Origin of the sequence: Haloplanus sp. GDY1 (assembly GCF_023703775.1) — an archaeon.
Classification (GTDB): Archaea; Halobacteriota; Halobacteria; order Halobacteriales; family Haloferacaceae; genus Haloplanus; species Haloplanus halophilus.
The window spans coordinates 1,873,244-1,893,139 of the sequence record NZ_CP098514.1 but is presented as its reverse complement, the minus strand read 5'-3'; the positions used below and the strand labels follow the sequence as shown (position 1 = coordinate 1,893,139).

The following is a 19,896-nucleotide window of genomic DNA, read 5'->3' as shown; positions in this document are numbered from 1 at the left end:
GTGGTGCCCCCCGAAAACAGAAATATCCGGGTGGCCTACGGACTGGCGTGCTCCTGGTGCTCTGTGTGGACCTCGACGACGACCTCGGCCGCAAGACCGGCATCGAGACGCCGGTCGTCGGTCGGGACGCCGTCAGGGACGCCGCCGTCGCCCTCGCCACCACCGACCCCGAGGACTCCGACGTGAACGTCATGTTCCAGGGGTTGCACGTCCTCGACGACCTCCGCGCGGAGGAGAGCGAGGAGGTGGAGGTGGCCGCGGTCACGGGCGTCCAGGGCAGCGAGGTCCGGGCTACCCGCGCCGTCGGGGAGGAGGTCGACCGGGTGCTGGCCGAACTCGCGACCGGCGAGTCCGTCCGGGCCATCGTCATCACCGACGGGGCACAGGACGAGTCGGTGCTCCCCGTCATCCGCTCGCGGGTCCCCATCGACAGCGTCCGCCGGGTGGTCGTCCGACAGGCCCAGAACCTGGAGTCGATGTACTACACGATGAAGCAGGTGCTCGCGGATCCCGAAACCCGCGGGACGCTGCTGGTGCCGCTCGGCATCCTCCTGTTGATCTACCCCTTCGTCACCATCGCCACCTTCTTCGACGTGCCCGGCGCGGCCGTCCTCGGCCTCATCTCCGCGCTGCTCGGCCTCTACACGCTGTTCCGCGGGCTCGGCCTCGAATCGACGGTCGACGAGGCCGCCGACCGGGTGCGGAACGTCCTCTACGCCGGCCGGGTGACGATCATCACGTACGTCGTCGCGGCGGCGCTGTTGATCGTCGGCGGGGCCGAGGGCGTCTCGACGCTGCGGACCGTCGAGGCCGGCATCGCGGGCGACCCGACGGCGGTGACGGTGCTCGCGGCCCTCGTCAACGGCGCGATCCGGTGGTTCGCCGCGGCGGGGATCACCAGCAGTCTCGGCCAGGTGACCGACGAGTACCTCGCCGATCGGTTCAAGTGGCGCTACCTCAACGCCCCGTTCTACGTCGCCGCCATCGCCGTCGTCCTCTACGCCGTCTCGGGGTTCCTGCTCCCGCCGGTCGCGGGCGTGACCACGCTCACGCTGACCGACCTCGCGGTGGCGCTCACGGTCGGGACGCTGCTCGGCGTCCTCAGCACCCTCACCTTCGCCATCGCGGAGTCGCGGTTCCCGACGGGCGTCGATCCGGCCTAACGCTCCCGGACGACGACGAACTCCGCGAGGTCCTGCAGGTAGTCGACGGCGTCGACGTCCTGGGTGTCGGCCGCCGAGAGCGCCGAGAGCGCCCGATCCGACTCCCGACGCGCCCGCTCGTTGGCCGCCTCCGGGGAGAGGTCAGTCACTTGCACCAGCGACGGCCGGTCCATCTCCGCGTCCTGTCCCGTCGGCTTCCCGAGGTCGTCCGCGTCGGCGGTGGCGTCGAGCACGTCGTCCCGGATCTGGAAGGCGACGCCGACCCGTTCGGCGTAATCCCCGAGTGACTCGACGGTGAAGGCGTCGGCGCCGCCGGCCACCGCGCCCAGTTCCGCCGCCGCGCGAAAGAGGACGCCCGTCTTCCGGCGCGCGAGTTCCATGTACTCCGCCTCGTCCGTCGGGCGGGCGACCAGTTCCGTCGCCTCCCCCTCGCCGAGTTCGACCATCGCCTCGGCGACGATCCGCATCGCCCGCTCGTTCTCCGAGAAGAGCGCGAAGGCCTCGCCCAGCAGGCCGTCGCTGGCGACGATGGCCGGCCCGTAGCCGAACGCCTCCCACGCGCTCGGGGTGCCCCGGCGCACCGCCGAGCGGTCGATGATGTCGTCGATCACCAGCGACGCGTTGTGGACGAGTTCGACCCCCACCGCGAAGTCGACGGCGTCGGCCGGGGACCCGCCGACGGCCTCGCAGGTCAGCACCGTCACCGCCGGCCGGACCCGCTTCCCGCCGGCCAGGGCGACGTGATCGAGTTGCGCCGCGAGTTCCGGCGGCTCGACCGCCTCGACGAGCGACTCCAGGCGGTCGTTCACCAGCCCGACGCGGCGATCCAGGTACTCCATTGCCCGGGCGAAGGGGCGGGCGCGGCAAGTACGTGACGCTATTCGAAGCGCTCGATCAGTTCCGGGACGACCTCGAACAGGTCGTCGACGACGCCGTAGTCGGCGATGTCGAAGATGGGGGCGTCGGGGTCCGTGTTGACCGCGATGATCGTGTCCGCGCCCTTCATGCCCGCGACGTGCTGGACCGCCCCGGAGATACCCAGCGCGAGGTACACCTTCGGCGTCACCACCTTGCCCGACTGTCCGACCTGCCGGTTTTTCGGCAGCCAGCCGTTGTCGACGATGGGCCGCGAGGCCGCGAGCGTCGCGTCGAGGGCGTCGGCTAGCTCCTCGACGAGTTCCAGGTTCTCCTCCTCCTCGATGCCGCGGCCGACCGAGACGATGAACTCCGCCTCGCTGATGTCCACGTCGCCGGCGCCGACCTCCTCGAACCCCCGTACCGTCGAGCGGAGGTCGCCGACGTCGACCTCGAAGGGGGTGATCTCGGCGTCGCCGGGCTCCTCGGCCGCCGGCCACTCGCCGCCCCGGATCGTCAGGGCGACGGGGTCGGCCGCCACCTCGACGGTCGTCTCCACCTTCGAGCCGTACATCTCGCGGGTGACGACGAGGTCGTCCTCGACCGTCAGCCCGACCGCGTCGCTGACCAGCGGGGTCGAGAGCCGCGTCGCGACCGCCGGCGCGTAGTCGAGGCCGTTGACGCTGTTGGGCAGGAGGAGGACGCTCGGCTCCAGCGACTCGAACAGCGCCGTCGTCGCCGCCGCGTACACGTCGTGGTTGAACTCCTCGCCCTCGGGCACGGTGTGTATCGCCTCGACGCCCGCGCGGTTCAGGCGCTCGGCGAGGCCGTCCACGTCGCCGCCGATCACCGCGACGTGCAGGTCGCCGCCGAGGTCCTCCGCCAGGTCGCGCCCGGCCGCGATCAGTTCGAAGCTCACCGGCCGGAGGTCGCCGCGGCGGTGTTCCGCGACCGCGAGGACGTCGCCGTCGCTCATTCGGCGCCCACCCCCGCGTCCCGCAGGACGGTCTCCAGATCCGCGGCCGTCTCCTCGGGGCTCCCCTCGAACAGCGTGGCGTCGGACTCGCTCTCGGGTTTCTTCATCCCCGCGAGCGTCAGGTCGCCGTCCAGCACCGCCGGATCGAGCCCCAGGTCGCCGAGGGTCCGGACGTCGAGTTCCTTGCGCTGTGCCTGGCGGATCCCCCGCAGACTCGCGTACCGCGGCTCGTTGATCCCCGTCTGGATCGTGAGGACGGCGGGGAGGGGGACGGTCGTGAGTTCCTCGACGCCGCCCTCGAGTTCCCGGCGGACGGCGGCCTCGTCGCCGTCGAGTTCGAGGTCGTTCACGACCGCGGCCCACCCGTAATCGAGGTGTTCGGCGAGGGCGACGCCGGTGGCGCCGAACCCGTCGTCCGCCGCCTGCACCCCCGAGAGGACGAGGTCGGGGTCCTCGGCCTCCGCGACGGCCGCGATGACGCGGGCGGTCGCCGTCGGATCGACCAGTTCCGCCGCCGCCAGCGCGTCGTCCCAGACCCGCACCGCGCGGTCGACGCCCTTGGCGAGGGCCATGCGGATCGTCTCCTCGCTCCGCTCCGGGCCGACCGTGACGGCGACGACCTCCACGTCCTCCTCGCGCTCCTCCGCGATCCGGACGGCCGCCTCGACGGCGTAGTCGTCCCACTCGTTGAGGTCGTACTCGAGGAACGTCTCCGGGACGGACAGCCCCTCGATCTCGAAGTCGTCGGCGACTTCGGCGACCTCCTTGACGGTCACGAGAACCTTCATGCGGGGGACCTTCCCGGGCGGGCGTAAAGGCTCTGTTGGAACCTGCCGTGTCCATCGGTGTCACGTGACATGACAACACTTAACACACAGTCCCGCGAAGACCACGGGGTCACTATGACGCTCGCGACCGCCCCGGGGTACGACGCGGACCGGGTGACGGCGCGTGGCGACCACGCGGTGGTGGTGGGTGCGGGCGTGGCCGGGCTCCTCGCCGCGCGCGTCCTCGCCGACGCGTTCGACGCCGTCACCGTCCTCGAACGCGACCCGCCGCCGGCGGGGCCGGTCGCCCGCCGTGGCGTGCCCCAGGCCCGCCACATCCACGTCATGCTGGAGGCCGGACGAGCCACGCTAGAGGCGTTGTTTCCGGGCTACTGTCGGGACCTGCTCGACGCCGGCGGCCTGGAACTCGACGGCGCGCGCGACGTCCGTTTCTACGCCGAGGGCGGCTTCCTCGCCGACGGCCCGCGATGCCGCCCCCAGTACGCCGCGACGCGGCCGCTCTACGAGTGGCTGCTCCGCCGACGGGTCGTCGCGCTGGACGGCGTCCGGATCCGGTCCGGCTGTCACGTGACCGACTACCGCACGGACGGACGGGCGGTAACCGGCGTCGTCCTCCGGACCGAAACGGGGACGGAGCGCCTCGACGCCGACCTGACCGTCGACGCCAGCGGGCGGGCGAGTCGGACGCCGGCGTGGTTGGCCGACAGCGGCTACGCGCCCCCCGCCGTCGACGAGGTTCGGATCGACCTGGCCTACAGCACGGCGCTCGTGCGCCGGCCGTCGGCCGACCGCCGCGCGTTCGTCGTGACGCCGGACCCCTCGTGTCCGCGCGCGGCCAGCGTCCTGCCCGTGGAGGGGAATCGCTGGATCGTGACCGTCGGCGGCGTCCACGGCGACCGCCCGCCGACCGACCCGGCGGGCGTCGTGGCGTTCGCCGCGGGCCTGCCGATCCCGCACGTCCGCCGGGTGCTGGAGACGCGGGAGTGGGTCGACGAGGACGTCGCCCACTACCCCTTCCCGACGAACCGCCGGCACCGCTACGAGTGCCTCGATCGGTTGCCGGCTGGCCTGCTCGTCGTCGGCGACGCCGTCGCGAGTTTCAACCCGCTCTACGCACAGGGGATGTCCGTGGCCGCACTCGAGGCGCGTCACCTCCACGACGCGCTCGCGACGACGGACCGACCCCTCGCGCCGGCGGTCGCCCGCCGGGTCGGCGGCGTCGTCGACACGGCGTGGCTGCTCGCGGTCGGCGCCGACTGCCGGTTCCCGGAGACGACCGGCCCGCGACCCCGCGGGGCCGCCCTCGTGAACCGGTACCTGTCGCGTTTGACCCGCCGCGCCCACGCCGACGGCGTCCTGCGGGAGGCGCTGTTTCGCGTCCTCTCGATGGAGCGTCCGCCGACGACGCTGGTTCACCCGCGGCTCGCGTGGCGCGTGCTCGCACCGGCCGGGCGCCCGTAGCCCCTACGTCTCGGCGTCCTCGTCGGGCAGCGAGATGAGGTTCTCGCGCCCGAGCCGGAGCTTCTCGATCCGTCCCTCGTCGGCCATCGTCGAGAGCAACTGGGACACCTTGGCGTCGGACCACCCCGTCTCCCGGACGATCCGTGCCTGCTTCATCCGCCCGCCGTTCTCGTCGAGGAGGCGCTCGACTCGCTCCTCGTCCGAGAGCAGGGAGGGGTCGACGCCGTCGTCGGCCGCCGAGTCGTCGGCCGCCGAGTCGTCGGTCACCGAGTCGTCGGTCGCCGAGTCGTCGGTCACCGAGTCGTCGGTCGTCGAGTCGGCGGCGTCGGCCTCGCGCGGCTCCGCATCGGCCGTCGACGACTCCTCGGGCGGCGCGTCGGCCCCCTCGTCGGGCGTCGTCGCCGGTGCCGCCGCCCCGTCGCCGCGGCGGCGGGCGTAGACGGCGGCGGCGACGAGTCCCAGCCCCACCAGCAGGGCGCCGCCGATCAGCGACCAGGGCGGCCCCTCCGGCTCCGGCTCCTCGGTCGCGGTCCGCTGGTAGGAGATGGTGAGCGGTTCGCGGAAGGTGTGGGGGCCCTGGATGACGACCGACCCGTTGTCGAGACCGAATCGCGTGTCAGTCACCTGGTAGTCGGCGGGCGTCTCGACGACCAGTCGCTGCGACGGGCCGATGGAGGCGAGCCACGTCCGGTTGTCGGGCATCAACACCGCGTCCTCGACGATGAAGCCGCTCTCGGTGGCGGTGACGAAGTTCGTCCAGGTGAAGGTGATGCTGAGGACGCCGGTGCCGTTGTGGACGGTGGCGTTCCGGCTGAGGTTCCTGATCGCCATCTCCCGGCCGGTCGCCCGACTCGCCTCGCCGGCGAGCGTCCGGAAGAAGGGGCCGCCGATCCCTACGCCGGCGTCGCCGGCCTCGAACGCCCGTCCGTACCGGTCGAAGGCGGCCCGGTCGGCCTCGGTAGAGAGGTTGTATCGAACCGAGACGTTCCACCGGGCGCTCCCGTCGGGGTCGGGGGCGATGTAGAACTCGGTGACGACCGGTTCGTCGATGCGAGCGAGGGGTGGCCCCGCGAGTGCCGGGCGCTCGGCGGCGGACGACGGGGCGACGTCTCCCGCGTCCGCGGTGGCGGACCCGCCGGTCTCGGCGAGTGCCACCGCGGGGAGGGCCCCGGCCAGAAGGACCAGGAGGGCGAGGAGGGGCGCGGCGATCCGCATTACTTCGTGCGTCTCGATGAGACGGGAAAACGCTTTCCATCGGCACAGAGCCCCTGTCGGCGAGATAGCGGCCGTCAGACGTGAGACGGAAGGCGGGGTTTTAGTAGCAGGCGACTGTACCGTCGCGCGATGAGAGCCCTCCCCGTTCTCGTGGCTGCCCTCCTCCTCTCCTCGGCGGTCGGGGCTGCAGGTGGCCTCGCCGGCGGTGCCACCGAGCGCTCCGCGTCCCGGCCCGCCGCCATCGACGCCCCGGTCGTCGCCCAGACCGACGGCAACGGGACGACGCTCCAGCAGATCAACGTCCTCGACGTCCCCCCCGAATCGGTCGAGCGGTCCACCGTGGCCGAACACTACGTCGACCTCGGTCCCGCGGTCGGGCTGTCGACGAACGCGACGACCGCCCGGCTCCGAACGCTGGCGATGGTCGAGCGCGTCGAGCGGGCCGACACCACCGAACTCCGCCGCGAACGCCTCCGCACGGCGATCGAAGAACTGGAGGCGGCGGTGGACGACCTCGACCGCCGACAGACGGCGGCGGTCGGGGCCTACAGCCGGGACGAGATCACCGGCCAGGAACTGCTCGTCGCGCTCGTCGACATCAGCATCACCGCACAGGAACTCAACGACCGGCGGTCGCGGCTGGAGGAACTCGCCGCCGACACGAGCGGGTTCGACATCGACCGCGGTCGGCTGGCCTCCATCGGGAACCGCCTCTCGGCGTTCGAAGGTCCCGTCCGGGCGCACGCCCGCTCGGTGCTCGGCGGCGAGGCCGAGCCCCACCGGTTCTACGTCGCTACCAGCGCCGAGAGCGTCACCGTGTCGACCATCATCGGCGACACGTACTACCGGGAGGCCTACCGGGGCGACCTTCGGAACGGCGCCGGCGACGCCATCGAACTCGAGGTCGCCCTCGACATCGTCGCCACGAGCTACCCGGTCATCTGGAACACGACGCGCGAACAGACGCAGGTGTTCGGCGGCGGCGAGACCTATCCGGTCAGGATCGGTCACAGTCGTGGCGACCTGACCGCCTTCGTCGACAGCAACGCCCGCGTCGTCTACGCCGAACACCAGCGTCGCCCGCTCGACACCGTCGTCAGGGACCAGCGGATCGAGCGAACCGCCGGGAGCCTCCGCCTCGTCGTGAACCACACCTACCCCGGCGGCCCCGTCCAGATACGGGTCGTCGACGAGGCGACCGGCGACCCCGTCGACGCGGCCGTCGCGGTCAAGGCGGGACCGACCCCGCCGGAGTCCATCGGATCGACCGGCGACGACGGCACGGTCTGGACGCTCTCACCCAACCGTCAGTACACAGTCACCGCCGAGGCCCGGGGCGAGAACGTCAGCGCCGTCGTCCCACCGGGCGTTCCGCCGCGCGTGGCGGTGACCCCGGCGTCCGGCAACGCGTCGGAGAACGACGGAAACGCGACGCCCACGGCGACGGCGACGCCGATGGACGGGGCCGTGGCCGACCTTTATCACCCGTGACGCGGCCAGCCGACCCATGGCCGGTCGGACTGCGATCGGACTCCTGATCGCCCTCGTCGTCGGCGTCGCCGTCGGCGGCCTCTCGATCGGGGCGTTGCCCGCGGCGTCGACGACGGTCGCGCCGACGCTCTCGGTCGACGGCGACCGCGTCGCCCTCACCCACCGCGCGGGGACGGCGGTCGACGTGCGCCGACTCGACGTGGTCGTCCGCGTCGACGGCGACCCCCTCGCCCACCAGCCGCCGGTGCCGTTCTTCTCGGCCGAGGGGTTCCATCCGGGCCCAACCGGGCCGTTCAACGCCGCCGCCGATCCGACGTGGACTCCGGGCGAGCGGGCGTCCTTCCGGGTCGCGTCGACGAACCGGCCGTCGATCGCGGCCGGCGCCCGCGTGACCGTCGAACTGCGCCGCGGCGGGCGACGGCTGGCCGTCCTGTCCGCGACCGCCTAGGGGACGCGAGCCAGCGTCGTGATCGCGATGTCGGGGTTGTACGTCGGCCCCATCGTCACGTGTTCGACGTCCTCGAAGCCGGCCTCGGCGAACATCCGGTCGGCCTCCGCCTCGTCGTAGAAGAGCATGATGGCGTCGGCGAGGCGCTGGAACACCGAACTGCTAGGGTAGTTAGGACCGACGACGAGCACCGGTCCGCCGGGCTTCACGATCCGGCGGAACTCCGCGAGAGCGTCGACCGGATTGGGCCAGTACTCGATGGATCCCGACGACCAGACGGCGTCGAAACTGTCGTCGGCGAAGGGGAGTCGCTCGGCGTCGCCGCGGTAGAAGTTCACCTCGTCCGTGCGGCCGAACTTCTCGAAGGCCTTCTCCATCTGGTGGATGCTCTGGTCCAGTCCGTGGACGTCGTCGGTGTACTGGAGCAGCCCCTCGGTGCCGAAGCCGGTCCCACAGCCCACGTCGAGCACCCGGTCGCCGGCGTCCAGATCGAGAAGCGAGAGCGCCTCCGCGCGCATCTCCTCGTTCCAGATGAACGGGTTGACCCGGTCGTACACCGTCGAGAGGTACTTGTAGAACAGCCGCGCCCGGGACTTGTCTTCGAGGATGCCCATTTAAACCCGGGTTGGGGTTCGACCGCCATAACGGTGGGGATTCGCCGACGGGACGCTACCGGAGGCGGTCCAGCGAGCGGGCCGTCGTCCGGTCGGCGGAGATCCACTCCGTCGCGAGTTTCCCGTCCTCCGGGGTGAAGATGGTCAGTTCCGAGGGATCCGACGGGTCGTCGAAGAGACACTCCAGTTCGAACTCCGGGGTCGACCGCAGGTCGGCCGTCGAGGGGGCGTCCGTGGCCGCCATCTCAGCCACTGCACCGTACGCACAGTTTCCGGGCGGCGCCCTCGCCCTCGGCGGGGGCGACCTGGCCACAGCCGACACACTGGATCCGGGTGCGGGCGTACTCGGTGTGCGAGGCGATGCGGGCGGTGTTGCGTTTTCGGCTCATATGGAACTCATACGTCCAGTAGGATATATAATTTTTGGATTTTGCAATGCTTATCCCGAGAGTAGTGGCTAGTATCGAAACTTGCTGCGGCGGGGATTGGACGGCCGATAGTCGTGGCTGCGGGGTCGTGGCTCGCGGGGAGAACGGACGGGAGGCGGAGCGACGTGTCAGGCGCCGGCCTGTTCGAGGGCGGCCTCGATGTCGGGCCGCTGGGTGACGCCCACGAAGCGGTCGACGATGCCGTCGTCGTTCTCGACGACCACGGTGGGGAGGGACTGCACTTGGTACTCGTTGGCGGTGTCCTGGTCCTGGTCGACGTCGATCTTCTCGAACTCGACGTCCCCGTAGTCGGCGGCCAGTTCCTCCAGGATCGGGTCCTGGGCGTCACACGGCCCACACCAGTCGGCGTAGAAGTCGAGCAGTCGAACGGTCATTGGTCCGTCGACCGGTACCGGAGCGGCCCGGATAAGCGTTCCCCATCCGGCGACGATCCTCGGCGGAGCGAAACGTTTAGGCCGCCGACGTGCCGATGGAGGCGTATGAGTGGAAGTCAGGGCGGCGGCGGACTGATGTCGAGTGCGGGCCTCGTCCGCTACTTCGACGCGGAGGACCGCAACGCCATTCGGATCGATCCGAAGACCGTCGTCGCGTTCGGCGTCCTCTTCGGCGTCCTCGTGCAGGTGCTGAACGTCGTCTCGCTGTGACGGGCGGCCACCGGATCGGCGTCGTCGCCGTCCAGGGCAACGTGAGCGAACACGTCGCGGGGATCGAACGCGCAGCGGCCGCCACGGATCGCGACGTCGAGGTCGTCGAGATCCGCGAATCGGGGGTGGTCCCCGACTGTGACGCCCTCGCGCTCCCCGGCGGCGAGTCGACGACCATCTCCCGACTGCTCCACGCGGAGGGCATCGCCGAGGAGATCGTCGCGAGCGTCGCGGCCGGCACCCCCGTCCTCGCGACGTGTGCCGGTCTCATCGTCGCCTCGCGGGACGCCCGCGACGACCGCGTCGACACGCTCGGCGTCGTCGACGCCGCCGTCGACCGCAACGCCTTCGGCCGACAGGTCGACAGCTTCGAGGCCGACCTCGACGTCGAGGGACTGGACGACCCCTTCCACGCGGTGTTCATCCGCGCGCCCGTCGTCGACGAGGTGGGTCCCGGCGTGGACGTGATCGCGACGGTGGAGGGCCGTCCCGTGGCGATCCGCGACGGCCCGGTCGTCGCCACCTCCTTCCACCCGGAACTCACGGCCGACGACCGCCTCCACCGCCTCGCGCTGTTCGACCCGCTGCGGACCGGCGCCGAGGCGTAGCGACAGGCCCTTGCCCCCGCCGGCCGTCCGGGCGCACATGACCGACGACTCGGACCCCGAGGCCGTCCTCGACGCGCTCTTTGCCACCATCGAGGACCGCCGCGACGAACTCCCCGAGGGCTCCTACACCGCGTCGCTGTTCACCCACGAGAAAGGCGAGGACGCGACGCTGGAGAAGATCGGCGAGGAGGCGACCGAGGTGATCCTCGCGGCGAAGGCGGACGACCGGGAGGAACTGGTCGCCGAGTCCGCGGACCTGGTCTATCACCTGCTCGTCCTGCTGGCGATGAAGGATCGGACCGTCGACGACCTGCGGGACGAACTCGAAACGCGGTTCTAGACGAAGCGAACCCCGAGGTCGTGGAGCCCCTCGTTGTTCGTGGCGACGTTGATGAGCAGCGGCGTCAGCGCCTCGATCTCCGGGGCGTTGGCGAGGCCACCGGCGTCGAGGGGGCGAAGTCCGTCGATGCCGTCAGCGAGCAGACGAACCGTCTCCTTGGCGTCGGGGTCGTCGGCGACGAGGAGGGTGTCGACGCCGAGGTCGGCGTCCAGATCCGCGAGGCGGCCGGCCGCGAGGTTGTGGAAGGCGCCGACGACCGACACGCCCTCGGGGGCGGCGTCGACGGCCAGTCGCGTCACGCTCCCGGCGCTCGGCCGGTGGTAGTGGAAGCCGTCCTCGTCGCGTTGCATCCCCGTCGCGGGCGTGACGAGGACGTCCCCCTCGTCGAGGGAGTCGGCCACCGCCTCGACGGTGTCGCTGACGTGGTAGGCGGGGACCGCGAGGACGACGACGCGCGCCCGGTCGGCCGCCATCGCGTTCTCGAAGCCGTTCACCTTCCGGTCGACGCCGCGACTCGACAGTTCGGTCTCGTACTCCGCGGCCTTCGCGCGGGCCTTCTCGGGGTCCCGCGACCCGATCACGACCTCGTGATCGGTGTGGAAGGCCCACCGGAGGGCGAGCCCTTCGCCGATGTCGCCGGTCCCGCCGAGTAGTGCGATTCGCATGGAGGGACTGTGGCCGCGCCGGAAGTAAGCGTGTCGGGACTGGTCCTATTCGCCGCCGACGGCGACGAGGAGCGCGACGAGGAGGGCGACGACGGCGCCCGGAACGATCCCCCGGAGCTGCGTGTACGGGTCCGGCGGGGCGACGGCGGCGGTGGCGACGACCACGACGACGAGGAGCGCGAGGAAGACGCCGGCGAACAGCGAGCGGTCGACGCTCACGGCTCCAGCAGGCCCGGCAGGTCGTTGACCGTCTCGATCACGGCGTCGGCGCCGGCCGACTCGAAGGCCCGCCGGCCGGCATCGCCGCTCAGGCCGCCGGTCAGGACCCCGACCCCGTGGTAGGTCCGGTCGGGGTCGGCCTCGGCGGCGTTCACTGCGGTCCCCACGTCGTCGAGGGTGTCGCCCGCGAAGGCCACCCGCGTCGCGTCCAGGCGCGCCGCGAGCGTCGTCAGCGCCCGGGGGTGGGGTTTGCCCTCCTCCCAGTCGTCCATCGTGAACCGGTGGTCGTCGGGGACCGAGAGGCCGACGCGGTCGAGCGCGATGGTCGCCTCCGCGGCCGGCCGCCCCGTCAGTACGCCGACGGCGAACCGCTCGGTCAGCGCGTCGAGCGTCGACTCCGCGGCCAGTACGGGTTCGTCGTGGATGTAGCCCCGCGTCTCGAAGGGGGGCTCGCCGCCCTCCAGGTCGCGGTACAGGTCCGCGCCGAGGTAGAGCGCCTGGAACGTCTCGCGCAGGCGGTCGGGGTCCCAGCGGTCGAAGACGGCGTCGTGGTCGACGTCGGCGTCCCGGACGACCGCCTCGGCGGCCGCCAGCCCGCCGCCGCGGGCGGCGACGGCGTCGGTGAACGCCGACAGCTCCGCCTCGTAGCCCGCCTCGCGGGCGAGGACGAACAGCGCCACGGCGTCGGTGAGTTCCCAGTCGTTGTTGAAGCCGCCGGCGTTCTTGAACCGCTGGACGCCGGCGTCGTCGACCGTCCGCCCGTACACCCGCTCGACGGACTCGACGATGGCCCGGCGGTAGGAGTCCGCCACGTCGACGAGCACCCCGTCGATGTCGAGTACGACCGCGTCCACGTCCATGTGCGGTGGCCGGGTCGTCGGGGCAAGTGCCTTTCTATAGCTCCTCGATGACGTGGACGCTGTAGCCGTCGGGGTCGGTCAGGACGGCCAGCCGCCGGTTCACGCGCTCCAGGGTCGCGGGCTCCCGCTCGACGACGTCGCCCCACTCCGCGGCCGCCTCCTCGACGGTGGCGTCCACGTCCGTGGCCGCGACGGCGACGTGTTCGATGCCCGCCGGCGACGGCACCTCGTCGACGACGCGAAACTGGAGTTCCGCCGGCCCCGACCCCGTGACGTAGTAGTTCCTGACGCCGTCTTTCTCGTACTCGCGGGAGCGTTCGAGGCCGAGGAGGTCCTCGTAGAACCGCCGCGTCTCGTCGAGGTCGGTCACTTCGAGCGCCGTGTGCAGGACGTCCATGCGTGTCGGTGCGTGGGCCTGGTTCTTAACCGTTCACCGCGTCACTCGGCGCGCGTACTGATCTCCTCGGCGATCCGACCCCCGGGGTGGCGCAGGTGGCCGCTCTCAACCTCGTAGACGTAGCCGTGGACCGTCGCGTCGACGAGGGGGTGCTCGTCGAGATAGCGCACCTGCGCCGCGCAGGCCTCGTCGATATCGTCCGTCATGCGCACCCAGTCGGCGACGCTCGCGTCGCCGATGGACAGTTCGGGGAGCGAGGGATCGAGGGCCACGTCGTCGAGGCTCCCGGCGGCGGCGGCCGCCAAGCCCTCGACGACGGCGTCGTCGGACGCACTCATCATCCCGCAGTCGGTGTGGTTGACGACGATGATCTCCTCGGTGTCGAAAAACTGCGTCGTCAGCGCCGCCGACCGGATCACGTCGTCGGTCACCTTCCCGCCGGCGTTGCGGTAGATCTGGGCGTCGCCGAGGTCGATGCCCAGGGCCGCCTCGACGGGAATGCGCTCGTCCATGCAGGCGACGACGAGCAACCGCTCGTCCGTCGGAATCCCCTTGCGTCGGCGCCGCGCCCAGTCGTCGTGGGCTTCGACGGCGGCGTCGACGCGTTCGTGGTGGTGGCCCGGTTCGTCCCCGGATTCGTGTTCTTCTACGGACATGTGCGTGGCCGAGTACGGTCGCCACCTGCATCCCGATTGACACGCCGGCAACGGTCCCCGCTATCTGTGACGTGCCGGCCGGGCGACGTACAGCGTCTCGCGGCCCGCCGACTCGCGGTCGACGGGTATCGTCGGCTCCTCGAAGCCGAGGGTGGTAAAGAGGCAGTCGGCGCCCGCGGCGCGGGCGACGTCGCGGGCGGCCGACTGGAGTTCGGCGGGGAGGTTCAGGCCGTAGACGGCGTCGACGCGGTAGGGGTCGCCGGGGTCGTCGCCCGCGAGGCCCTCGGCCCGGGCGACCACGTCGTCGCGGACGAACCGGACGCCCTCGGGAACGGGGGGGTCGAACACGTCCGTCGCGACGACGTCACAGCCGGCGTCGACGAGGGCGGCGGCTACCTCCGGACGGCGACCGATCCCCACCTCGACGAGGCTGTCGTAGCCGGCGAGCCTGGCGGCGAGTTCGGAGCGCGGAGCCGTCACGTCGGGATATTTATAGCGGGGCCGCGCTTAACTCCTCCCATGCTCGTCGACATCGTGCCGATCGGGGACGTCCCGGCACAGGTGAAACGCGAGGCTTCTGCCGGGCTGCGAGCGGTCTACGACTGCGACGTGACGGTCCACGACGCCCAGCCGATCCCCGACGGCGCGTTCGATCGGAGCCGAAACCAGTACCGTGCCGAGGAGTTCATCGAACTCGCCAGCCGCGAGGGGTCCGGCGAGAAGAACATCGGCATCACCTCCGAGGACCTCTACTACCGCCGCCGGAACTACGTCTTCGGCCTCGCCTACCTGAACGGCAACGGCTCCGTGGTCTCGACGTACCGCCTGCAGACCTCCTCCGACGGCGGCATCACCTCCAAGCCCCAGTCGGAGGTGTTCGCCGACCGCGTGCGCAAGGAGATCGTCCACGAGATCGGTCACACCGTCGGCCTCGAACACTGCGACAACGAGCGCTGCGTGATGAGCTTCTCGCCGACCGTCCGCGAGGTCGACAAGAAAGAGCAGAACCTCTGTGGCTCCTGCGACCGGACGCTGTTCTGACAGTCACCGCTCGTTCCCGCCGCCACGGTCGATCCCGCGCGGATGATGACAGACTACCAACGGAAATATTGCGTCGGGAGCCGATGGTTCTGGCATGAGCGACAACGACCGGTCCGAAGCGGGGACGCCACGCGAGGTGGTGGGTGCCTGTGAGCAACGCCGGCGGGTGCTGGAGGACTGGCTCGTGGAGCTGACACGGATCCGGGACGAACTCGACGAGCGGGTCGAGGCGGAGGGCGTCCACGGCGAACTGTTCGAGAACCTCGACCGATGTATCGCGATCACCGTCGTGCTGTCGTTGCGAGAGCGGCGGGAGAGCGCGTCGGTCACGGCGGAGGCGGACGACCGGGGGGCTCCCCCGACCGCCGAGGGGGACGACTGGGTCGATCCGGAGGCGGAACGCGACCGGGTGTTCCGGAAGCTGCTCGAACTCAACCGGCAGATCTACGCGCTGAGCACCGCCGTCGTCCGTTTCGAGGACGCGGTGGCCGACGCCACGGCCGCCGAACGGCCCGTCGAGCGACCCGTCGAACGGATCGTCGAGAACGTGGAGATCTCCGTCGAGGACTTCGTCGCCAACCGCTCGGAGTTCGACTTCTCGTAGGCGATCAGGGGGCGTACGTCCCCTCGTAGGTCGCCTCCTCGATCACGTGTCCCTCCATCGCCCGCTCCAGGTCGTCGAGGGTCGCGCCCGCGGGAACGTCGAGGTCGGTGTCCAGCGCGAACAGTCGGAACCGGTAGGTGTGTTCGCCGTCCGGGGGGTTCGGGCCGCCGTAGCCCACCTCGCCGTAGTCGTTCTCGCCCTCGACGGCCGTGGCGGTGTCGGTCGACCAGTCCTCGGGGATGCGCTTGCGCGTCGGGTTGACGTTCCACACCAGCCAGTGACGCCAGACCTTCCCCGCGGGTTCGAGGGCGTCGGGGTCGTCGACGACGAGGACGAGCGACTCCGCCCCGCTAGGGGCGTCGGAGATCTCCAGCGGCGGGTTGACGTTCGCCGCCGTGTAGCCGTACTGCCGGGGGATGGGGTCGCCGTCTCGGAAGGCGGGGCTCGATAGCTCCATGGCCCCACTTTCGCGCCGCGGGGAGTAATCCTTGTGGACGTGGGCCGACCGGACCGGTAACGCTTAGGCGCGCGCGGCGTCACGGGTCGGGCATGACCGACGACTCGGACGCGGACGCCGAGGCCCTCGTCGAACGGGTCCGCGACGGCGACCTGCGGATCCACGAACTCGAAGCACACGCCGACGCCGACACGGCGGCGACCGCGAGACGGCGCCTCGTCGAGGCCGAGGCCGGCGTCTCCCTCGACGCCGTCGGCGCCTACGGCTTCCCGGCCGAGCGCGCCGACGCCAACGTCGAGAACATGATCGGCGCGGCCCGGATCCCGATGGGCGTGGCCGGTCCGGTGACCGTCCACGGCGGGTCGCTGACCGGCGAGCGGTACCTCCCGATGGCGACGACGGAGGGCGCCCTGATCGCGAGCGTCAACCGCGGCTGTTCGGTGATCGACGCGGCCGACGGCGCCACCGCCCGGGTCACCAAGTCGGGGATGACCCGCGCGCCCGTCTTCCGGGTGACCGACGTGGCCGAAGCCGCGGCGCTCGTCGAGTGGGTTCGGGACAACGAGGGGACGCTCCGGGAGGCCGCCGAGGCGACGACGAGTCACGGCGAACTCCGGGACGTCACCCCCTACGTCGTCGGCGACTCCGTCTTCCTGCGGTTCCGCTACGACACCAAGGACGCCATGGGGATGAACATGGCCACCATCGCCACCCGGGCGGCCGCCGAGGCCATCGAGGAGCGGACGGGCGCCTCCCTGGTCGCGCTCTCGGGCAACCTCTGTACGGACAAAAAGCCCGCGGCGATCAACGCCGTCGAGGGGCGGGGCCGGAGCGTCACCGCCGACGTGACCCTCCCCCGGGACGTCGTCGAGGAGCGCCTCCACACCACCCCCGAGGCCGTCGCCGAGGTGAACACGCGAAAGAACCACGTCGGGAGCGCGAAGGCCGGCAGCCTGGGGTTCAACGCCCACGTCGCCAACGTCGTCGCCGCGATGTTCCTCGCGACGGGGCAGGACGCCGCGCAGGTGGTCGAGGGATCCAACGCCATCACGACCGCCGAGGTCCGGGAGGGGGGGCTGTACGTCAGCGTCTCGCTGGCGAGCCTGGAGGTGGGCACCGTCGGCGGCGGCACGAAACTCCCGACGCAGGCCGAGGGCCTCGAGGTCCTGGGCGTCGCCGGCGGCGGCGACCCGCCCGGATCGAACGCGGACGCCCTCGCCGAGGCGGTGGCCGTCGGCGCGCTGGCTGGCGAACTCTCCCTGCTCGCGGCGCTCGGCTCCCGGCACCTCTCCTCGGCGCACGAGTCGCTCGGGCGCTGACGGCGTTCACTTTCGCCGCGCGGCCGTGGCTCGCCTTTACCGGCACCGCGCGCCTCGGTCGACGCGCCGGCCACCCGCGCCGGCGGCACGCCATGTCGGACGCGAACCCGGCCCCACCCGACCACCTCACCCGCTGGCTCCGGTTCCTGAAGCTCCTGCTGGGCGTGGTCGTGTCGGTGCTGACGATCGCGCGGCTGCTCGGCTGGCTGTAGCTACAGCAACCGGTACGTCCCGCCCGACTCGCTGGCCTCGCCCCGGCGCACCAGTCGGTCGAGCAGGTCGGCCGCGGCGTCCGCGGGGACGCCGCGCTCGCTCGCGTACTCGATCACGTCGGCCGCCGCGGGCGAGTCGAGCGTCCGGAGGGCGTCGCGGACGATTTCGGGGCGGCTTTGACTCCCGCCGTCGCCGCCGGTCGCTCGCTCCCCGGCCGCCGCGGCGGCGTCGGCGTCGACGCCCGCGGCGTCGAGATACTCCCGGTCGTCGACGACGGCGTCGTCGGCCGCGGCGTCGAGGTCGGCCACCGAGGGCGTCGCCTCGAACGCGTCGGTCGCGTCGGCCCGGTCCGCGAGCATCGCCGCCCGGGCCTCGCGGGCGGCCTCGCGGTCCGCGGCGGTGTAGAAGCGCTTCAGGTCCGCCGTCCGGTGGCGCCGCCGGCAGCGCGGGCAGGTCGCCGTCTCCGCGTCCCCGGGGTCCGCGAGCAACCACAGCGCGCGACACGCCGAACAGCCGACCACCGCGTACATGCTCCGGGGTTGCGCGCTGTGGCTAATGAACCCGTCGGCGGGCTACGACACCGGGTCGGCGCGGTCGAGATACCGCTCCATCGACCGCTCGACCCAGTCGACGATGGCGGGGTCGTCGCCCTCGAGGAGCGCGCCCGGCATGCCGTCGCGCCCCGTCGACCCGACGAAGGCGTGGCCGTCGGCGGCGCCGAACGCGAACGGCACGTCGTCGGGCGTGACGTAGACGTCGACGCTCGACGCCGCGAGCAGGTCGTCGAACCGCTCGCAGTACGCGCGCGAGAACTCGGCGGGCGTCGGCTCGGCGTCCTCGAGGACGAGCGTCACGTCGGGCGGGGCGTCGTCGTCCACCCGGTCGGCGAGTTGATCGACGGTGTCGCGGATGACGAAGGGCGCCACCTCCCGGAGTTCGGCCGCCCCGTCTCGGATGTCGAGGAGGCGGTCCACGGGCGCGGTGGTGTCCTCGTCGGGGCGGATCACCGTCGCCTCGGCGAGCGCGTCGACGTCGAGGTCCAACGCCGAGGCGGGGATCCGTTCGAGGAACGGCCGGGCGTCACGGGCGACCCGCGCGCGCTCCCGAAATCGGTCGTGGGCCGAGAGTAGCTCCGCGCCGAGGGCCGTGAGTCCGTACGCCCCGTCGGTGGGGTACACCCAGCCGCGGGACTCCATCTCCCGGAGCGTGCGCTTCAGCGTGCGCCGGGACGCGGACACCCGCTCTTCGAGTCGGCGAACCGGGAGCGGTCCCGCCTCCCGGAGGGCGGTCAGCGTCTGGGGGCGCGTCTGCGAGCCGAGCAGGTATTCGAGCGGAGTGTCCGACATCCGTCGACACCCAGTGGCGGGTCCGGCGTCTAAAATCCCCGGCGTGACTCACCATGCAGACGGCGACGACCGGGCGACGGCGGCGCGTTTCGGCGTGGCGGCGGCCAAGCGTATATGTGGGCGTACCCCCGACGTACTGACAGTGACGGACGACTCCGACGGCCTACGCCCCGACGACGCGTTCACGCTGCTGGCCGACCGGACGCGGATCAAGATCATCAGGGCGCTCGGCGACGCCTCCACCCCCGGCGTGCCGGAGACGCTCACCTTCTCGGAGCTGCGACGCCGGGCCGACATCGCGGGCAGCGGTCGGTTCAACTACCACCTGAAACAGCTGCTGGGGCAGTTCGTCGAGGAGACGGACGACGGCTACCGCCTCAGTTACCCCGGCGTGCGGGTGTATCAGGCCATGAAGGCGGGCACCTTCACCGAGCGGGTGCGGATCGAGCCGTTCGAACTCGACGCCGACTGTCACGTCTGCGGCGCGCCACAGGTGGCCGGCTACCGCGACAGCATGTTCCGGGTGCGGTGTGGTGCCGACGACTGCGACGCGGTGTTCTACAAGTACTTCTGCCCGCCGAGCAGCCTCGCCGAGCGGGAACGGGAGGGCGTCCTCCGGGCGGCCAACGAGCACATCCAGCGCGAGATCGCGTCGATGGCGACGGGGGTCTGTCCCTGGTGTTGCGGTCGGATGCGCGCCCGCGTCCTGCCGCCGGACGCGGAGATGCCCCAGCGCGACAACCCCGCCATCCGGAACCGCGTCCTCCACACCTGCGAGACGTGTGACGGCTCGCTGTACACCCGCCTCGGCGGCCTCCTCGTCAGGCACCCCGCCGTCGTCTCCTTCTTCCACGACCACGCCGTCGACGTGACGCGCCGACACGTCTGGACGCTGCCGTTCGCCGCCTCGGACGAGCGCACGAGGGTCACGGGAACCGACCCCTGGCGGGCCACGGTCCGGGTCGACTGCGGGGACGACACCCTCCGGATCCGGCTGGACGACGAGCCTTCGGTGGTCGAGGCGACCCGGGAGTAACGCCCATCCCCCCGGGCGCCCTCTCCCCGCC

General features: G+C 71.6%; 28 protein-coding genes. 11 read left to right on the top strand and 17 right to left on the bottom strand.

The genetic code is table 11. The features are described from left to right. Positions 1-47: 47 nt before the first annotated feature. The gene (locus tag NBT67_RS10150; protein WP_251341607.1) at positions 48-1,163 is read left to right on the top strand and encodes a DUF373 family protein; all 1,116 of its coding nucleotides are present in this window, start codon (positions 48-50) and stop codon (positions 1,161-1,163) included. Here NBT67_RS10150 and NBT67_RS10145 read toward each other — a convergent pair. From NBT67_RS10145 to NBT67_RS10135, 3 genes are read right to left on the bottom strand one after another with little or no spacing between them, the layout of a single operon-like run. After that, positions 1,160-2,002, bottom strand: coding sequence for a polyprenyl synthetase family protein (locus NBT67_RS10145; RefSeq protein WP_251341606.1), 843 nt, complete (start codon positions 2,000-2,002; stop codon positions 1,160-1,162). The two genes, NBT67_RS10150 and NBT67_RS10145, sit on opposite strands and share 4 nt — an antisense overlap. Before the next feature lie 38 nt (positions 2,003-2,040). Beyond that, positions 2,041-2,994 (bottom strand): electron transfer flavoprotein subunit alpha/FixB family protein, encoded by a 954-nt coding sequence (locus tag NBT67_RS10140; RefSeq protein WP_251341605.1) that lies wholly within the window; start codon positions 2,992-2,994, stop codon positions 2,041-2,043. After that, positions 2,991-3,782, bottom strand: a complete 792-nt coding sequence (locus NBT67_RS10135) for an electron transfer flavoprotein subunit beta/FixA family protein (RefSeq protein ID WP_251341604.1) — start codon at positions 3,780-3,782, stop codon at positions 2,991-2,993. The genes NBT67_RS10140 and NBT67_RS10135 overlap by 4 nt, the downstream gene beginning before the upstream one ends. A 114-nt stretch (positions 3,783-3,896) precedes the next feature. Between NBT67_RS10135 and NBT67_RS10130 the strand changes: the two genes are divergently transcribed. Continuing rightward, positions 3,897-5,243: an NAD(P)/FAD-dependent oxidoreductase gene (locus NBT67_RS10130; RefSeq protein WP_251341603.1), complete on the top strand. Its 1,347-nt coding sequence runs from the start codon at positions 3,897-3,899 to the stop codon at positions 5,241-5,243. A 3-nt stretch (positions 5,244-5,246) separates the two neighbouring features. Here NBT67_RS10130 and NBT67_RS10125 read toward each other — a convergent pair whose 3' ends face one another. Continuing rightward, positions 5,247-6,458 carry a helix-turn-helix transcriptional regulator gene (locus tag NBT67_RS10125; protein ID WP_251341602.1) on the bottom strand — a complete coding sequence of 404 codons (1,212 nt, stop codon included), beginning with the start codon at positions 6,456-6,458 and terminating at the stop codon, positions 5,247-5,249. Positions 6,459-6,587: 129 nt separating this feature from the next. Here NBT67_RS10125 and NBT67_RS10120 point away from each other — a divergent pair, with 129 nt between their 5' ends. Both NBT67_RS10120 and NBT67_RS10115 read left to right on the top strand, forming a co-directional pair. Further along, positions 6,588-7,949 carry a DUF7096 domain-containing protein gene (locus NBT67_RS10120; protein ID WP_251341601.1) on the top strand — a complete coding sequence of 454 codons (1,362 nt, stop codon included), beginning with the start codon at positions 6,588-6,590 and terminating at the stop codon, positions 7,947-7,949. 16 nt (positions 7,950-7,965) lie between these two features. Continuing rightward, positions 7,966-8,397 carry a type IV pilin gene (locus NBT67_RS10115; protein ID WP_251341600.1) on the top strand — a complete coding sequence of 144 codons (432 nt, stop codon included), beginning with the start codon at positions 7,966-7,968 and terminating at the stop codon, positions 8,395-8,397. Here the strand turns inward: NBT67_RS10115 and NBT67_RS10110 are convergent. The 4 genes from NBT67_RS10110 to NBT67_RS10095 all read right to left on the bottom strand — a co-directional run bounded on the left by NBT67_RS10110 (position 8,394) and on the right by NBT67_RS10095 (position 9,834). Then, a complete protein-coding gene (locus NBT67_RS10110; protein WP_251341599.1) occupies positions 8,394-9,011 on the bottom strand; it encodes a methyltransferase domain-containing protein in 618 nt (205 codons plus the stop codon). The genes NBT67_RS10115 and NBT67_RS10110 overlap by 4 nt on opposite strands. Positions 9,012-9,066: 55 nt before the next feature. Next, on the bottom strand, positions 9,067-9,255 hold the full coding sequence (locus tag NBT67_RS10105; RefSeq protein WP_251341598.1) for a hypothetical protein: 189 nt from the start codon (positions 9,253-9,255) through the stop codon (positions 9,067-9,069). 1 nt (position 9,256) lies between these two features. After that, positions 9,257-9,400 (bottom strand): hypothetical protein, encoded by a 144-nt coding sequence (locus NBT67_RS10100; RefSeq protein WP_251341597.1) that lies wholly within the window; start codon positions 9,398-9,400, stop codon positions 9,257-9,259. Positions 9,401-9,567: 167 nt separating this feature from the next. Then, positions 9,568-9,834, bottom strand: coding sequence for a thioredoxin family protein (locus NBT67_RS10095; RefSeq protein ID WP_251341596.1), 267 nt, complete (start codon positions 9,832-9,834; stop codon positions 9,568-9,570). Positions 9,835-9,939: 105 nt separating this feature from the next. Here NBT67_RS10095 and NBT67_RS10090 point away from each other — a divergent pair, with 105 nt between their 5' ends. The 3 genes from NBT67_RS10090 to hisE are packed head-to-tail and all read left to right on the top strand — an operon-like array spanning position 9,940 to position 11,052. Then, positions 9,940-10,104 carry a preprotein translocase subunit Sec61beta gene (locus NBT67_RS10090; protein WP_251341595.1) on the top strand — a complete coding sequence of 55 codons (165 nt, stop codon included), beginning with the start codon at positions 9,940-9,942 and terminating at the stop codon, positions 10,102-10,104. Continuing rightward, positions 10,101-10,712: a pyridoxal 5'-phosphate synthase glutaminase subunit PdxT gene (gene pdxT / locus NBT67_RS10085; RefSeq protein WP_251341594.1), complete on the top strand. Its 612-nt coding sequence runs from the start codon at positions 10,101-10,103 to the stop codon at positions 10,710-10,712. The genes NBT67_RS10090 and pdxT overlap by 4 nt, the downstream gene beginning before the upstream one ends. 37 nt (positions 10,713-10,749) lie before the next feature. After that, positions 10,750-11,052 (top strand): phosphoribosyl-ATP diphosphatase, encoded by a 303-nt coding sequence (hisE, locus tag NBT67_RS10080; protein WP_251341593.1) that lies wholly within the window; start codon positions 10,750-10,752, stop codon positions 11,050-11,052. Here hisE and npdG read toward each other — a convergent pair. From npdG to NBT67_RS10050, 6 genes are read right to left on the bottom strand one after another with little or no spacing between them, the layout of a single operon-like run. Further along, positions 11,049-11,717 (bottom strand): NADPH-dependent F420 reductase, encoded by a 669-nt coding sequence (npdG, locus tag NBT67_RS10075; protein ID WP_251341592.1) that lies wholly within the window; start codon positions 11,715-11,717, stop codon positions 11,049-11,051. The genes hisE and npdG overlap by 4 nt on opposite strands. 45 nt (positions 11,718-11,762) lie before the next feature. Then, positions 11,763-11,936, bottom strand: a complete 174-nt coding sequence (locus NBT67_RS10070; RefSeq protein WP_251341591.1) for a hypothetical protein — start codon at positions 11,934-11,936, stop codon at positions 11,763-11,765. Continuing rightward, positions 11,933-12,796: a TIGR01548 family HAD-type hydrolase gene (locus tag NBT67_RS10065; RefSeq protein ID WP_251341590.1), complete on the bottom strand. Its 864-nt coding sequence runs from the start codon at positions 12,794-12,796 to the stop codon at positions 11,933-11,935. Before NBT67_RS10065 ends, NBT67_RS10070 begins: the two co-directional genes overlap by 4 nt. Positions 12,797-12,830: 34 nt before the next feature. Next, entirely contained in the window at positions 12,831-13,193 is a 363-nt protein-coding gene (locus NBT67_RS10060; RefSeq protein WP_251341589.1) for a VOC family protein, read from the bottom strand. A gap of 41 nt (positions 13,194-13,234) precedes the next feature. After that, positions 13,235-13,849 carry a beta-class carbonic anhydrase gene (locus NBT67_RS10055; RefSeq protein ID WP_251341588.1) on the bottom strand — a complete coding sequence of 205 codons (615 nt, stop codon included), beginning with the start codon at positions 13,847-13,849 and terminating at the stop codon, positions 13,235-13,237. Between the two features lie 60 nt (positions 13,850-13,909). Continuing rightward, positions 13,910-14,329: a UPF0146 family protein gene (locus NBT67_RS10050; protein WP_251341587.1), complete on the bottom strand. Its 420-nt coding sequence runs from the start codon at positions 14,327-14,329 to the stop codon at positions 13,910-13,912. 39 nt (positions 14,330-14,368) lie between these two features. Here NBT67_RS10050 and NBT67_RS10045 point away from each other — a divergent pair, with 39 nt between their 5' ends. Beyond that, positions 14,369-14,890: an archaemetzincin family Zn-dependent metalloprotease gene (locus tag NBT67_RS10045; RefSeq protein WP_251341586.1), complete on the top strand. Its 522-nt coding sequence runs from the start codon at positions 14,369-14,371 to the stop codon at positions 14,888-14,890. A 94-nt stretch (positions 14,891-14,984) separates the two neighbouring features. Continuing rightward, positions 14,985-15,494, top strand: a complete 510-nt coding sequence (locus NBT67_RS10040; protein ID WP_251341585.1) for a hypothetical protein — start codon at positions 14,985-14,987, stop codon at positions 15,492-15,494. A 4-nt stretch (positions 15,495-15,498) separates the two neighbouring features. Here the strand turns inward: NBT67_RS10040 and NBT67_RS10035 are convergent, their stop codons facing one another. After that, a complete protein-coding gene (locus tag NBT67_RS10035) occupies positions 15,499-15,951 on the bottom strand; it encodes a YbhB/YbcL family Raf kinase inhibitor-like protein (RefSeq protein WP_251341584.1) in 453 nt (150 codons plus the stop codon). 92 nt (positions 15,952-16,043) lie between these two features. Between NBT67_RS10035 and hmgA the strand changes: the two genes are divergently transcribed. Next, positions 16,044-17,270 carry a hydroxymethylglutaryl-CoA reductase (NADPH) gene (hmgA, locus tag NBT67_RS10030; protein WP_251341583.1) on the top strand — a complete coding sequence of 409 codons (1,227 nt, stop codon included), beginning with the start codon at positions 16,044-16,046 and terminating at the stop codon, positions 17,268-17,270. A gap of 212 nt (positions 17,271-17,482) precedes the next feature. On the opposite strand, the gene NBT67_RS10025 is transcribed toward hmgA, so the two are convergent. Next, the gene (locus NBT67_RS10025; protein ID WP_251341582.1) at positions 17,483-18,013 is read right to left on the bottom strand and encodes a DUF5817 family protein; all 531 of its coding nucleotides are present in this window, start codon (positions 18,011-18,013) and stop codon (positions 17,483-17,485) included. A 42-nt stretch (positions 18,014-18,055) separates the two neighbouring features. Then, positions 18,056-18,829 carry a helix-turn-helix transcriptional regulator gene (locus NBT67_RS10020; RefSeq protein WP_251341581.1) on the bottom strand — a complete coding sequence of 258 codons (774 nt, stop codon included), beginning with the start codon at positions 18,827-18,829 and terminating at the stop codon, positions 18,056-18,058. A 142-nt stretch (positions 18,830-18,971) separates the two neighbouring features. Between NBT67_RS10020 and NBT67_RS10015 the strand changes: the two genes are divergently transcribed. Next, complete coding sequence (locus tag NBT67_RS10015) at positions 18,972-19,865, top strand: winged helix-turn-helix domain-containing protein (protein WP_251341580.1); 894 nt, start codon at positions 18,972-18,974, stop codon at positions 19,863-19,865. The last annotated feature ends 31 nt before the right edge of the window (positions 19,866-19,896 follow it).

Excerpts from the sequence above, each read along its gene's own strand:
- NBT67_RS10130 (WP_251341603.1), top strand. The coding sequence starts at position 3,897 with ATGACGCTCGCGACCGCCCCGGGGTACGACGCGGACCGGGTGACGGCG.
- npdG (WP_251341592.1), bottom strand. The coding sequence starts at position 11,717 with ATGCGAATCGCACTACTCGGCGGGACCGGCGACATCGGCGAAGGGCTC.
- NBT67_RS10060 (WP_251341589.1), bottom strand. The coding sequence starts at position 13,193 with ATGGACGTCCTGCACACGGCGCTCGAAGTGACCGACCTCGACGAGACG.
- NBT67_RS10120 (WP_251341601.1), top strand. The coding sequence starts at position 6,588 with ATGAGAGCCCTCCCCGTTCTCGTGGCTGCCCTCCTCCTCTCCTCGGCG.
- NBT67_RS10025 (WP_251341582.1), bottom strand. The coding sequence starts at position 18,013 with ATGTACGCGGTGGTCGGCTGTTCGGCGTGTCGCGCGCTGTGGTTGCTC.
- NBT67_RS10100 (WP_251341597.1), bottom strand. The coding sequence starts at position 9,400 with ATGAGCCGAAAACGCAACACCGCCCGCATCGCCTCGCACACCGAGTAC.
- NBT67_RS10040 (WP_251341585.1), top strand. The coding sequence starts at position 14,985 with ATGAGCGACAACGACCGGTCCGAAGCGGGGACGCCACGCGAGGTGGTG.
- NBT67_RS10115 (WP_251341600.1), top strand. The coding sequence starts at position 7,966 with ATGGCCGGTCGGACTGCGATCGGACTCCTGATCGCCCTCGTCGTCGGC.
- hisE (WP_251341593.1), top strand. The coding sequence starts at position 10,750 with ATGACCGACGACTCGGACCCCGAGGCCGTCCTCGACGCGCTCTTTGCC.
- NBT67_RS10145 (WP_251341606.1), bottom strand. The coding sequence starts at position 2,002 with ATGGAGTACCTGGATCGCCGCGTCGGGCTGGTGAACGACCGCCTGGAG.
- NBT67_RS10125 (WP_251341602.1), bottom strand. The coding sequence starts at position 6,458 with ATGCGGATCGCCGCGCCCCTCCTCGCCCTCCTGGTCCTTCTGGCCGGG.
- NBT67_RS10045 (WP_251341586.1), top strand. The coding sequence starts at position 14,369 with ATGCTCGTCGACATCGTGCCGATCGGGGACGTCCCGGCACAGGTGAAA.
- NBT67_RS10035 (WP_251341584.1), bottom strand. The coding sequence starts at position 15,951 with ATGGAGCTATCGAGCCCCGCCTTCCGAGACGGCGACCCCATCCCCCGG.
- NBT67_RS10105 (WP_251341598.1), bottom strand. The coding sequence starts at position 9,255 with ATGGCGGCCACGGACGCCCCCTCGACGGCCGACCTGCGGTCGACCCCG.
- NBT67_RS10095 (WP_251341596.1), bottom strand. The coding sequence starts at position 9,834 with ATGACCGTTCGACTGCTCGACTTCTACGCCGACTGGTGTGGGCCGTGT.
- hmgA (WP_251341583.1), top strand. The coding sequence starts at position 16,044 with ATGACCGACGACTCGGACGCGGACGCCGAGGCCCTCGTCGAACGGGTC.
- NBT67_RS10135 (WP_251341604.1), bottom strand. The coding sequence starts at position 3,782 with ATGAAGGTTCTCGTGACCGTCAAGGAGGTCGCCGAAGTCGCCGACGAC.
- NBT67_RS10140 (WP_251341605.1), bottom strand. The coding sequence starts at position 2,994 with ATGAGCGACGGCGACGTCCTCGCGGTCGCGGAACACCGCCGCGGCGAC.
- NBT67_RS10090 (WP_251341595.1), top strand. The coding sequence starts at position 9,940 with ATGAGTGGAAGTCAGGGCGGCGGCGGACTGATGTCGAGTGCGGGCCTC.
- NBT67_RS10055 (WP_251341588.1), bottom strand. The coding sequence starts at position 13,849 with ATGTCCGTAGAAGAACACGAATCCGGGGACGAACCGGGCCACCACCAC.
- NBT67_RS10020 (WP_251341581.1), bottom strand. The coding sequence starts at position 18,829 with ATGTCGGACACTCCGCTCGAATACCTGCTCGGCTCGCAGACGCGCCCC.
- NBT67_RS10065 (WP_251341590.1), bottom strand. The coding sequence starts at position 12,796 with ATGGACGTGGACGCGGTCGTACTCGACATCGACGGGGTGCTCGTCGAC.
- NBT67_RS10110 (WP_251341599.1), bottom strand. The coding sequence starts at position 9,011 with ATGGGCATCCTCGAAGACAAGTCCCGGGCGCGGCTGTTCTACAAGTAC.